This window comes from Pseudolactococcus raffinolactis NBRC 100932, assembly GCF_001591765.1.
Lineage (GTDB): Bacteria > Bacillota > Bacilli > Lactobacillales > Streptococcaceae > Pseudolactococcus > Pseudolactococcus raffinolactis.
The window spans coordinates 1-13,139 of sequence record NZ_BCVN01000024.1; the positions used below are offsets into that span (position 1 = coordinate 1).

Genomic DNA, 13,139 nt, shown 5'->3' on the forward strand with positions numbered 1-13,139 from the left:
TTAATGATAAAGAGAAAGTCACACTGCAGGAATGCAAGATTGATAGTGATTTCTTATGTTATCAAACGACAAAAGCAGTCGATAAGCACGGTGCAAGGATGACTATTGATTACAGTGTCAAAACAAATGCAGCGATTAAGGGAGAAGAGCTGGCAAATTACTTGTCATCAGATAAAAAAATAAGAGATAATAATTTCGGCATGACGATTGATTTATTTGAACAAGGATTTTTTGACAAGCTTAAAAAATTATTTGTAAAAAAATAATTATAGGGTTACTAGGAGAAATTCGGGTAAGTTTTTATTAACTAAATGACAGAAAGAAACTTGAGTTTAGAAAAAAAGGGGGTTAAACTATTTTTAAATTAAGATAGATTAGAACAAACCTTATTTTGGGATTCAAATAAGGTTTGGACACAACACTTAAGGTTAGTAACCCCTTAAGTGTTGTTTTTTCTTGCAATCAAATCATTTTGACCTGAGTCATTCTGCATTATTTTCTGACTTTCTTATGATTGAGATGTGTTTAAGGTGAAGAGATTTAAATACTTTTTACATCTTTTACTATTATTTTTTTTATAAATGGGCTATAATATAAGAGTAAATAAAAACGTTTACTTTTCAACGCGTTATGTATTGAATTGATATAACTTAATTTGAGGAGGCTTTTATGCAAAACACAGTTCAAGTCAAACATGATATTTATTGGGTGGGTGGTAATGACCGTCGGGTCAATCGGTTTGAAAATCTTTTTCCTTTAACTCATGGGATGTCTTATAATTCCTATGTCATTCTAGACGAAAAAACGGTCTTAACAGATACTGTAGATCGCTCGATTAGTGTCCTGTTTATGGAAAATGTCGAAGCTGCTTTAGATGGCAGAAAACTAGATTATTTGGTCATTCATCAAATGGAACCTGACCATTGTGCTAATATAGAAGCAATCGTCCAAGCCTATCCTGATGTCCAATTAGTTGGTAACCGTAATACTTATAAATTTTTGACACAATTTTATCCTGCTTATGCTTTTGATAACTTTATAACAGTTAAAGAAGGTGAAGAATTAAACATCGGCAAAAGGACATTGCGATTTTACATGACACCAAATGTGCATTGGCCTGAAGTCATGATGTCCTATGAAGTGAGCGAAGGACTGCTATTTTCTGCGGATGCTTTTGGCTCTTTTGCAACGATTGATGGGAATCTTTTTTCAGATGAGATTTATTTCCCAGAGGGCATTATTGATGAGTCACGACGTTATTATGTCAATATCGTTGGCAAATTTGGTAGTCATGTTTTAAAAGCATTTAAAAAGTTTAGCGACCTCAATATTACCACGATTTTGCCATTACACGGACCTATCTACAGAACTCCTGAGCACATTGGCATCATTTTAGGAGCTTATCAAAACTGGGCAAGCTATGACTTTGATAAAAAGAGCGCCTTGATTCTTTACGCTTCAATGTATGGCAATACTGAAAATGCAGTTGATATTTTAGCGAGTCAATTAGCTCAAAATGGTGTAAAAGAAATTAAAGTTTATGATATTTCTGATACTGATCCATCCTATCTGATTGCCGAAATGTGGCAATACAGTAACATCGTTTTTGCTTCACCTCATTATAATGGCGATCTTTTCTACAAGATGGATGCCTTAATGCGAGAAGCACTCCGCTTAAATCTTAAAAATAAAAAAGTAAGCTTTATCTCAAACGCAACATGGGGAGGCATGGCACTCAAAACCATGCAACAACATTTTGAAGATGAAAAACGCTTTACCCAAGTTGGAACACCTGTGGCAATCCCATCTGCCGTAAATGAAGAGACAGTTGCAGGCTTAGCAACGCTAGCTAAAGATATTTCAGAGTCTTTGGTTGATGATTGATTATTTTGCGTTTTCATGATGGCTTTACAACAAACGATTGGAGACTGGGATAAAAGTCCTCAGTCATTAAAAGAGAAAAGCAAACTAGGCAATTTTGATTTCATTTCCTAGTCTGTTTTTCTCTTTTTCCGTACGATTTCGCAGAAAGTGTACAAGTTTATCAAAAAATTCCAGTTTTGGTGTTTTATGAGGGTCATTCTCTCTGCTTAACCAGTCATGAAAAGCAACACAAAAAAGTCAATAAACGATTACGATCAATCTCTGAAAGGGTTCATCGCCTATTTTTAGAGGACTTTTGTCCCAAGCTTTTTTTAATCTCAAAATCAGCCATATTGGTTAAGAAACTAGCCTTTAAGGCATTCTTTGTTATTGAAAACTGTAATTTCAAGAACTCAATTGAGTTCAAATCTCTTGAACTCAATTGAGTTCTATGTTATAATGAATTATAGAATAAGATTGGAGAAAACAGATGACAACTGCAACTATGCGTTTTGATGATGATATCTATTCTCAAATTAAAGAGCTAGCGGAATTTCATGGGCTAACACCAACGACATTTATGAAAAATGCTATTCTTGAGCAACTTGAAGATGAGTTAGACTATCAAGAGGGTATTAAAGCTTTGTCTGAAAGTAATGGCAAGACCGTTTCACGTGAAAAAATGATGGAACGGTTAGGTATGTAATGACACAGTTTGATTGGGAATTTGATGAAAAAGCTGCAAAAAAGTTTCAAAAACTTGATCTGACGGTTCAACGTAGAATTGTGTCTTGGCTTAACAAGAATATCACTAATGTGACGGACCCGAGATTACTAGGTAAAGCATTGGAAGGTAATTTTCAGACACTTTGGCGATATCGAGTTGGTAAATATCGCATTATTGCTGATATTAGAGATGATGAATTTCTCGTTTTAGTAATCAAGGCTGGGAAGAGAAACGATGTATATCAAAGAAGAAAGTAATAGTTCAAGACAATCCTAGGATTGTCTTTTTTCATCTCAAAATCAGTCATGTCGGCTAAGAAGCTAGCCTTTAAGACGTTTTTTTGTTATAATTGTAGTAATATTGCGAAAATTGGAGAACGATGATGAGATATTTTACAGCTGGAGAAAGTCACGGGCCGCGTTTAACGGCTATTATTGAAGGTGTACCTGCGGGACTACCTTTGAGTTCTGAAGATATTAACGTTGAGCTGAAACGTCGCCAAGGCGGCTATGGTCGTGGTGGCCGCATGCTCATCGAGAGTGATCAAGTCGACATTACATCAGGCGTTCGTCATGGTCTGACCATGGGCAGCCCCATCACATTAAACGTTACCAACAAAGATTTTAAAAATTGGACCAACATTATGAGTGCTGATGACGTCGAAGAAAAATTCAAATCACAGCGCAAGTTGACCAAACCACGTCCAGGCCATGCCGATTTAGTCGGTGGCATGAAGTATCGTTTTAATGATCTGCGAAATGTTTTAGAGCGCTCGAGTGCGCGTGAAACAACGATGCGCGTGGCAATCGGTGCTGTGGCAAAGCGGCTTTTAGCTGAACTAGGTATTGACGTTGCCAGTCACGTGACGGTTTTTGGTGGGATTGAAGTTAATGTACCTGATAACCTAACGGTTGCAGAAATTCGTCAACGTGCCAGTGAATCAGAAGTTTCTATCGTCAATACAGAGCGTGAACAAGACATTAAAGATTTAGTTGATAAAACCAAGAAAGACGGCGATACCATCGGTGGTGTCGTTGAAGTCGTTGCTGGTGGTCTGCCAGTAGGTCTAGGCTCATACGTCCAATGGGACAGAAAATTAGATGCCAAAATCGCCCAAGCAGTTGTATCTATCAATGCTTTTAAAGGCGTTGAATTTGGCGTTGGCTTTCAAGCAGCTTATCAACCAGGCAGCAAGATCATGGATGAAATCGTCTGGTCAGAAACTGATGGTTATACCCGTAAATCAAACAACCTCGGTGGTTTCGAAGGCGGCATGACCAATGGTGAATTAGTAGTTGTTCGGGGTGTCATGAAACCTATCCCAACTCTCTACAAACCCTTGATGTCAGTTGATACTGAAAATCATGCACCTTATCAAGCACAAGTTGAACGTTCTGATCCAACCGCAGTGCCGGCAGCGGCAGTTGTGGCAGAACACGTTGTTGCGACCGTTTTAGCAACCGAAATCCTAGAAAAATTCGCCTCAGATAATATGGCAGAACTGAAGGAAAACATCGCACGTCATAAAGACTTTATTAAAGGATTTTAAACATTATTTCAGGTAACATGGTGGAGGCCTAACAAGTGAGTAAAAAAAATATTTTAATTGCAGGCTTAGGGCTCATTGGTGGCTCGCTTGCGCGAACAATCAAATCAGGTCATCCTGACTATCATGTTGCCGCTTATAATCGGAGTCAAGCACCGCGAGACTTTGCCATTCAAGAGCGGATTGTAGACGAAGTATCCGATGATTTTGAAGCACTCGCTGTCAAAGCGGATGTGATCATCTTGAACTTTCCAGTTCAACTCTCTATCCATTTTTTGAAAACCCTAGCGACATTACCTTTGAAAGAGAATGTCCTGATTTCAGATTCAGGCTCGACCAAACTTGAAATTGTCACAGCCGCTGAAGAAATTTTTAAAGGCAAGGCCATTCGATTTATCGGTGGTCATCCTATGGCAGGTTCCCATAAGTCTGGTGTCATCGCATCTGATGAACTTTTATTTGAAAATGCCTATTATATTTTAACGACATCTGCGCTATCACGACCTGAAGACTTTGAAGAGCTTAAGGATGTGCTAGTCAATACACGCGCAAAGTTTATCCAACTGACTGCAAAAGAACACGATGCGATGACGGCTGTTACCAGTCATTTTCCTCACGTTGTGGCTTCGAGTCTAGTCGATAACGCCCATGACTTTGCGGCAATCATGCCCTTTACAGAAAATCTTGCAGCAGGTGGTTTCAGAGATATGACACGGATTGCTGAAAGTTCGCCTGATATGTGGACTGAGATTTTAATGTCTAATCCTGATAATATCGTCTATCAAATCGATCAATTTAGTCAAAAACTTGCGGATGTTAAGCAGCTGGTGCTCCAAAAACAGAGTGATGAAATCTGGCACTTTTTTGATGAAGCGCGCAAGCTCAGAGCGCAGATGCCCATTCACAAAGGGGCTATGGAAAATTTCTACGATCTCTTTATCAGTGTGCCAGATAAGTCGGATGTGATTCACGAGGTTTTAGGGTATTTTGCTGGGCATGATCTCAGCATTATCAATATCAAGATCAATGAGACACGCGTTGAGATAAATGGGGTTTTGCAAATTACCTTCAAGACGGAAAATGATCAGGCGACCGCAAAACGTTTGATTTTGGAAAATTCTAGCTATGATGTTTACCAGTAAAAGTAGGAGAAAGAGGAGATAACAGTGAAATTGCAGACAAATGCGACAGGTCTTAGCGGAAAGCTCAAGGTACCTGGCGATAAATCAATCAGCCACCGCTCCATTATGTTTGGCTCGCTCGCCAAAGGGACAACCAGAGTGCATGATATTTTACGTGGTGAGGATGTTCTTTCAACCATGGCCGTTTTCCGTGAACTCGGCGTGACCATTGAAGATAAGGGCGATGAAGTTGTTGTCCATGGTGTTGGTTTTGATGGGCTACGTGCTCCTCAAAAGCGGTTAGATATGGGGAACTCAGGCACATCAATTCGCCTGATTTCAGGTGTCTTGGCAGGACAGCCTTTTTCCGCTGAGATGTTCGGTGATGATTCGCTTTCCAAACGACCAATGGATCGTGTGACGATGCCATTGCGCCAAATGGGTGTTGTGATTTCAGGTCAAACAGATCGCGATCTACCACCGCTTAAAATAACAGGTTCTGATCATTTGACACCGATTAACTACACTTTGCCAGTCGCTTCAGCTCAGGTTAAATCAGCTTTGATTTTTGCGGCTTTACAGGCAGATGGTGAATCAGTCATCATTGAAAAAGAAAAGACGCGTAACCATACCGAAGATATGATCCAACAATTTGGTGGTGAAATTTCTGTCAATGGGAAAGAAATTCGCATCAAAGGTGGACAAACCTTTACAGCTACTGATGTAACAGTTCCAGGTGATATTTCAAGTGCTGCCTTTTTCTTGGTAGCTGGCTTAATCGTGCCCAATAGTGAGATTACGCTTAAAAATGTCGGAATCAATGAAACTCGGACAGGTATTATAGAGGTGATTCAAGCCATGGGCGGGGACTTGACCATTACTGATGTGGATGAAGTGGCTAAGTCAGCGACTCTAACAGTTCGTTCATCAGAGTTAAAACCAACTGAAATTTCAGGTGATATTATTCCTCGCTTGATTGATGAATTACCAGTTATTGCGCTTTTGGCGACGCAAGCAAATGGCACAACAATCATTCGAGATGCTGAGGAGTTGAAGGTCAAAGAAACGGACAGAATCCAAGTTGTTGCTGATATGTTGAATGATATGGGTGCTGAAATTACACCGACTGAAGATGGTATGATCATCCAAGGGAAATCCCAACTCAATGGTGCAACGATTAACACCCAAGGCGATCATCGTATCGGGATGACAGCAGCTGTTGCAGCATTATTAGTTGCTGATGGCGAGGTGATCCTTGAGCGTTCAGAGGCGATTCAAACATCTTATCCAACATTTTTTGAAGATTTATCTCATTTAATAGTATAAAATACTATCAAGATTTACTATGATTCATTAGACTTTTAAAAGGCATTTAAGGCCTTTTTATGTTATAATTTTATCATATAAGGTTAATGAAAAATTAAATTCATAAAAAACTTGAGTTTTTCTTAGGAAATGGCTATAATTATAATAGTCGAATGATTTATTTTGTTATTAATTGATTTTATTAAGGCAATTACGTTTTTATTTATGGAGGAGTTTTATGAACAAAACAGATTGGATTGAATACTTTGAAGCGATTAATTCGCGTAAACCGAGTGAGGAAGAAATCTCACAAGCACTTGCAGCAGGGGAATTTTCTGAAACTGTAGTAGTTGAAGCTGTTGAAGACACAACATCTTTAGAAAAAAGCGGCTCAGTCGAAGAGAATGAAACAGTTACACCAGTTGACACAGCGACGACTGTTGAAACGAACACAGAAAAAAGTGTCGTGTCAGAGTCTGGGGTAGAAACAAAAACAGCTGCTTTAAAGGCAAAAGAAAAGGAAGTTATCGAAAAATTGAAAGAAAATCAGATGATTGCGGATACAGCGCAAGTCGCCTCGAATTATCTTTCGTGGGTACTAGAGACCGTCAAGCGTCCGATGACTAAAGCATCTGGCTTTAATTCTCTTTACACCTATTTAACTTTAGGTATTATTGTTATTTTTGCAGCCTTGTCAACAACTCTGAACTTACATGCATTTTACGAAAGAACAGTTGTTAATACCACTTTTTCAGAATTTAGTAGTTTTGTTGGCATTAGTGCAACGAATCCCATTGGTTTTGGCACATTTATCGCCTTATTATTTGCAGTAGTAATTTTTATTGTGACCATAGTTTTTGCTATTTGGGTTGCTTTGAAAGTTTTAAAATCTCCGCTAAGCTTTTCTAATGTTGTGGACAAATACACGAGTCTCTTTGTACCTGCAGCAGTTCTGATTATTATTGCTTCTATTTTGTCATTGATTCGCTTAAATTTCTTATCTTATATCATCTTTATTCTAGCATTATTGATTATTAGTATCTCTTTGTATTACATTATTTTGACTACTGAGAATAACTTAAAGCTTGACGATTTTTATGCTAAATTATTGGCACTGATTACAAGTGGTGCGATTATGTTTGTGATTACATTTATCCTAACATTGATTTTTACAACGATTATCTTTAAAGCAGCATTTACTTTATAAGTCTTAATAGCCGTTATCACAGTTGTTAAATCACGAGGAAATACAAAATGGAAAAAGAAAAATACGCCAAACTTTTTAAAGCAATCGTTGGACGGGAGCTGACAGCACAAGAGTTCCTACAGGCCAAATCCAATGATTTTGATCCAAAACAAATCAAGAAAATTGCAGGTTTAACTGTTGGACTGAATAGTGACGAGCAAGCAGTTGACGATCATGGCAATGTTGAGGCTACAGTTGCTGGAACAACTCAAACTGAAGTTAAAGCGGCACAAAAAATTGCGATGAATTCTGTAGGAGAAACTCTCAAGCCTACAACTAAGAAAAAAGTGCCAACCAAATTGATTATTGCGATTGTTGCTGTTTTAATCATAGGCGCGGGTATTTTTGGATTTGTTAAATCAAGACCTGTGGATGTCACAAAAGACATCAATGTGACTTTCACAGGTTATGACGGCTATGGAACGGCAAATTATAATTCAGAAAAAATACATCAAGTGATTACAGAAAAGTTAGCCCTCAAAGCAGGATTTTCTAAAGCTGAATCTCATAAATTAATCAGTTTGGATTCTCTTTCTGATTATTTAACAAATAGTAAATATCGAGCAAAAGCGTCAAAACTCATGAAGTGGATTAGTGATTTAGAAATTACTTTTGATGCTGATTCGAATTTGAAAAACGGTGACAATGTAACCTTTAAAATCAAACCTGAAAAAGGGACACCATTAAAAGCTGTTGATAAAACCTATCAGGTTAAAGGACTCAAGAAGACTAAAAAAGTTTCAGCTAGTGAGTTGAGTAAAGATGAAATCACATTTTCTGGTTATGACGGCTATGGTCTTGTTGACTATGATGATAGTAAACTTGAATTAATTTCAAGTGATGAGTCAGGTACGTTGTCAAATGGCGATATGTTGAAGTTCGAGTTCACATCTGACTACTTAGATACACTGTTGACAGAGGGTAAAGCCGTCACCGATAAAACATTTAAAGTTAAGGTATCTGATCTGAAAGATATTAATAAGATTAGTAAACTCGATACTCTCTACAGTAAGATTCCTGATTTAGTGAAAGAAGAGTTCAAGGATAAACCTGCAGGTGAATATGGCTCATATGATTTGACCTATAAGGTTGAACCACAAAAATCTTTTATCCAATTTTTTGATGATGAGTACTACGATGAAGCGTACTTGTCATTAGTTATTACTTATAAGATTACAAGAACGCAAACTTGGGTCAAAGATGATACTTTGGACAATAAGAAAAAAGGTGATGTTGAAACAAAAGAAGTTTACACTTATCTTGGTTACCAAAATGTCGAAGTCTATAAAGATGCTGTTGTCCTCTCTGATTTGTCTGAAACAAGCGGTTTATCATGGTCAAATTATCTGGATATTGATGCTGTCTACACTGATCTTGAAAAAAGTGGATATGGTGAGTATCAACCTAAAAACTAATCCCAAGAGATGTGCCTGTTTAAGCCGAAAACACTAAACATTTCATTTGTTTTTTTAAGCAAAATAGGTTGACAAAAACTTAATAAATTGATAAGATTGTTTTTATAGAAATTTGTTTCAATCAAACCTGTTATGATTAAAGCAAATCTCGACTACCAACTAGGGTGCTTGCTGAGACTGACTCCGAGCACTCTAGTTTTTTTGTACCCAAAATTTACCAACGACTTATACCACTCTCATAGGTGGAGAAGCCAACTGGATGAGATGAAAAAAATAGTAAAATCTGCTATAATAATAACTATTATGACAAATCACATTGTACTTTTTGAACCACGTATCCACTTCAATACTGGCAATATTGCCCGCACTTGTGCCGCAACAAATACACACTTGCATCTCATCCGTCCATTTGGCTTTGAGATTACAGATAAAAATCTCAAGCGTGCCGGCCTTGATTACTGGGATAAAGTTAACATCACCTATCACGATGATTTAGCTGCTTTTATGGCTTATGTCAATGGTGATGAAACTGCAAAACTGCACCTCATTACAAAATTCGCAGAACATGATTACTCTGAAAATGGGCTTTACACTGATGAGGCTGATCACTATTTCCTTCTAGGGAGAGAAGATACCGGTCTGCCTGAAGCGTTCATGCGTGAGCATCCAGAAAAAGCCATGAGAATTCCCATGAATGATGAACACGTCAGAAGTCTAAACCTTTCAAATGCTGCAGCCATCGTGATTTACGAGTGCCTGAGACAGCAACACTACCAAGGTTTGGAGCTTGTCCATACCTATGAGAAAGACAAATTAAAATGAAAATTTATTTTGTGCGCCATGGCAAAACTCAGTGGAATCAAGAGCATAGACTACAAGGCATGACTGGGGATTCCCCCTTGTTGCCAGAGGCTTTAGTTGAAATTGCAGCACTTGGAGATTACTTGGCCGACCTCAAGTTTGATGCCATTTTTTCGAGCCCTTCTAAACGCGCGATTGATACAGCGATGATTTTATCAGAGCGCAACCATCAGCCGCGTGAGATTAACAAAAGAACCGAGCTATTCGAATGGAGACTCGGTATTTTTGAAGGCATGCTGATTGATGAAGCGGTGGCAAAAGATCCTGAAAATATGGCAGCCTTTCGCCATCACCCAGAACAGTTTTGGGGCAATCCAATCGGTGCTGAGAATTTAGGAGATATTTATCGTCGCTTTATTCACTTTATCGATTGGCTGAGCAAGCAAAACTATGACAATGTCCTGGTTGTTAGCCATGGTGCTTTTTTGTCAAGCACAATTAAAATGTTGACAGGCACGCCGATTGGTGAATTAAGACCTGGTGGTGTTGGCTTGGATAACAACACCTTATCTATCGTCGATTATGATGGAGATAAATATACCTTAACCCATTGGAATGAAAAACATGGCAGATAAACTCTATTTCACGGGTACAATTGAAGCTATTTTTTTCAGTAACCCGTCAAATTTTTATAAAGTCATTTTACTAGAAGTGACAGATACAAATGCTGACTTTTCAGATGGCGAAATCGTGGTCAATGGTATCATCGGTAATGTCGTCGAAGGGGATAGCTATAAGTTCTATGGTGAATTGACCAATCACCCTAAGTATGGTGAACAGTTAAAAGTAACGACTTACGAAAAAAATGTGCCTACCTCTGGTGCTGGCCTCGTGAAATATTTATCGAGTGACCACTTTCCAGGGATTGGTCAAAAAACAGCTGAAAAAATTGTTGCCATTTTTCCTGAGAATACAATTGACGGCATTTTAGATAAACCTGATCGTCTGTCAGGTGTTTTGACGGCTGAAAAACTGAAAGCTTTTGTCAAACATCTATCTGAGAATCACGGCATGGAAAAGATTCTTTCTAAGTTGGCCAAATATGAGCTGCCAAGTAAGATTAACTTCCAAATTTATGAGCTTTATAAAGAAGACACGCTAGACGTCATTAAGGCTAACCCTTATCAGCTTGTGTTTGAAATCAAAGGCATTGGCTTTAAAAAAGCAGATAAGATCGCTGAAGATGAAGGGATTTCGGCAACAAGTGATGAACGGATACAGGCTGGCTTGATTCATACGGTACTCACTCATTCGCTTGAACTTGGCGATACTTATATCGAAGCGCGAGACCTCTTGGAAAAGACGATTGATTTGTTGGAGTCAGCGCGAAATGTTGAGATACTACCGAATCAAGTGGTTGAAAATATTAATTTTCTGCTATCTGAGGGCAAGCTCCAAGCTAACAATACTAAAATTTTTGAGAACTCCCTATATTTTGCGGAAGATGGCATTCATCAAAGGTTGAATAAACTGGCCAATCGAATTGGTGATAAACTTGACACTGACAAATTTGATAGCATTATCAAAGAAGTAGAAGCAGATCTTGAAATTCAATATGACAGCCTGCAAAAGGATGCCATTTATAAAGCGCTGACGCATCAATTTTTCATTTTGACTGGTGGACCAGGGACTGGTAAAACAACGGTCATTAAGGGCATTATACGCGCTTACGCAGCTTTGCACAAAGTAGACTTGAATCCAGACAATTACACGGATGATGTCTTTCCAATCGTTCAGGTTGCGCCAACTGGTCGTGCAGCACGTCGGATGAATGAGCTGACTGGCCTACCTGCAGCGACCATTCATCGCCAGTTGGGACTGAACTCAGATGACTTAGAAGACGATTTTGGTAATGATTTGTCAGGAAGTTTGTTAATCGTCGATGAATTTTCTATGGTGGATACTTGGCTTGCTAATAAATTATTTGCGGCCATTCCACCTTCTATGACGGTCATTCTCGTCGGTGATGCTGATCAGCTACCATCTGTTGGTCCAGGTCAGGTTTTTGCGGATTTGTTAAAAATTCCTGATTTTGCCTCGGTGAAACTGGATAAAATTTTTAGACAGGGTGAAGACTCGACCATTACCAATCTGGCACATGGCATCAAAGATGGTCAGCTCCCCCCTGATTTCACGGCTAAGAAGCCTGATCGTTCTTATATCGAGAGTAACGCGGCTAATATTCCAAACTACATTGGCCAGATTGCCAGCGCCTGGCTGAAACGTGGGAATGATCCTTTTGATTTACAGGTGCTGATTCCCATGTATAAGGGCGTTGCGGGGATTAATCATGTCAATAAGGTCCTGCAAGAGCTGTTTAATCCGCTCGAAGAACGTTTGGAATTTGCTTTTCAGGAGACTGTTTTTCGGCAAGGGGATAAGGTGTTGCATCTGGTCAATGAAGCGGCGCTGGACGTCTTTAATGGCGATATCGGTGAGATTACCGATCTTGTGCCGGCTAAATACACGGAGTCCAAGCAGGACGAGATTGTCATGAGTTTTGATGGCAATGAGGTCATCTATCCGCGGGGCGAGTGGTACAAGATTACGCTAGCCTACGCCATGTCCATCCACAAGGCGCAAGGGAGCGAGTTTCCGAGCGTCATCGTGCCCATGGTGTCGAGTTATAGCCGGATGTTGGAGCGCAATCTGCTCTATACCGCCATTACGCGTGCCAAGAAATCCCTGATTTTGCTAGGCGAAAGCCGGAGTTTTCAGACTGCCGTCGCTCGCCAAGGTGCCAATCGCAAAACTTATTTGATAGAACGGTTTGGTGTTGAGGTAGATGTGGCTGAGGCACATGGTGCTCAGGATAATGAATCCGTTGAATCTCTAGAAATCGAAGAAGATGTCATCTCAGAAAATATGACAACGCCTGAAACTTATATTTTGACAGAAGAAAATATTACGACGATTGATCCTATGATTGGGTTAACTGCAGAAGATGTTGCTGTGTTTAAATGAAAAAATTCAGATATTCATGATATATCTGAATTTTTTGTGTTTTCATTCTTATTATATATTTCAAATTTAATGAATATTATTTAAAGTATGA

Annotated in this window: 12 protein-coding genes; all 12 read left to right on the forward strand. The window is 38.9% G+C overall.

The annotated features are described in order from the left end of the window. A partial coding sequence (locus tag LRA01S_RS11100; protein WP_218003136.1) for a hypothetical protein occupies nucleotides 1-266 on the forward strand: 266 nt, incomplete at its 5' end. Nucleotides 267-669: 403 nt separating this feature from the next. Then, the gene (locus tag LRA01S_RS07395; protein ID WP_061774999.1) at nucleotides 670-1,884 is read left to right on the forward strand and encodes an FprA family A-type flavoprotein; all 1,215 of its coding nucleotides are present in this window, start codon (nucleotides 670-672) and stop codon (nucleotides 1,882-1,884) included. Between the two features lie 469 nt (nucleotides 1,885-2,353). Continuing rightward, complete coding sequence (relB, locus tag LRA01S_RS07400; protein WP_061775000.1) at nucleotides 2,354-2,569, forward strand: type II toxin-antitoxin system RelB family antitoxin; 216 nt, start codon at nucleotides 2,354-2,356, stop codon at nucleotides 2,567-2,569. Beyond that, the gene (locus tag LRA01S_RS07405) at nucleotides 2,569-2,847 is read left to right on the forward strand and encodes a type II toxin-antitoxin system RelE family toxin (protein ID WP_061775001.1); all 279 of its coding nucleotides are present in this window, start codon (nucleotides 2,569-2,571) and stop codon (nucleotides 2,845-2,847) included. Before relB ends, LRA01S_RS07405 begins: the two co-directional genes overlap by 1 nt. A 125-nt stretch (nucleotides 2,848-2,972) precedes the next feature. Beyond that, nucleotides 2,973-4,139 carry a chorismate synthase gene (gene aroC, locus LRA01S_RS07410; protein WP_061775002.1) on the forward strand — a complete coding sequence of 389 codons (1,167 nt, stop codon included), beginning with the start codon at nucleotides 2,973-2,975 and terminating at the stop codon, nucleotides 4,137-4,139. A 35-nt stretch (nucleotides 4,140-4,174) separates the two neighbouring features. After that, on the forward strand, nucleotides 4,175-5,278 hold the full coding sequence (locus tag LRA01S_RS07415; protein WP_061775003.1) for a prephenate dehydrogenase: 1,104 nt from the start codon (nucleotides 4,175-4,177) through the stop codon (nucleotides 5,276-5,278). 24 nt (nucleotides 5,279-5,302) lie between these two features. Further along, nucleotides 5,303-6,583 carry a 3-phosphoshikimate 1-carboxyvinyltransferase gene (aroA, locus tag LRA01S_RS07420; RefSeq protein WP_061775004.1) on the forward strand — a complete coding sequence of 427 codons (1,281 nt, stop codon included), beginning with the start codon at nucleotides 5,303-5,305 and terminating at the stop codon, nucleotides 6,581-6,583. A gap of 217 nt (nucleotides 6,584-6,800) precedes the next feature. Further along, entirely contained in the window at nucleotides 6,801-7,769 is a 969-nt protein-coding gene (locus LRA01S_RS07425; protein ID WP_061775005.1) for a DUF6574 domain-containing protein, read from the forward strand. 47 nt (nucleotides 7,770-7,816) lie between these two features. Continuing rightward, the gene (locus LRA01S_RS07430) at nucleotides 7,817-9,223 is read left to right on the forward strand and encodes a hypothetical protein (protein WP_061775006.1); all 1,407 of its coding nucleotides are present in this window, start codon (nucleotides 7,817-7,819) and stop codon (nucleotides 9,221-9,223) included. Nucleotides 9,224-9,526: 303 nt separating this feature from the next. Next, nucleotides 9,527-10,045 (forward strand): tRNA (cytidine(34)-2'-O)-methyltransferase, encoded by a 519-nt coding sequence (locus LRA01S_RS07435; RefSeq protein ID WP_061775007.1) that lies wholly within the window; start codon nucleotides 9,527-9,529, stop codon nucleotides 10,043-10,045. Continuing rightward, nucleotides 10,042-10,659, forward strand: coding sequence for a histidine phosphatase family protein (locus tag LRA01S_RS07440; RefSeq protein ID WP_061775008.1), 618 nt, complete (start codon nucleotides 10,042-10,044; stop codon nucleotides 10,657-10,659). Before LRA01S_RS07435 ends, LRA01S_RS07440 begins: the two co-directional genes overlap by 4 nt. Then, a complete protein-coding gene (gene recD2, locus LRA01S_RS07445; protein ID WP_061775027.1) occupies nucleotides 10,649-13,048 on the forward strand; it encodes an SF1B family DNA helicase RecD2 in 2,400 nt (799 codons plus the stop codon). Before LRA01S_RS07440 ends, recD2 begins: the two co-directional genes overlap by 11 nt. Nucleotides 13,049-13,139 lie beyond the last annotated feature (91 nt).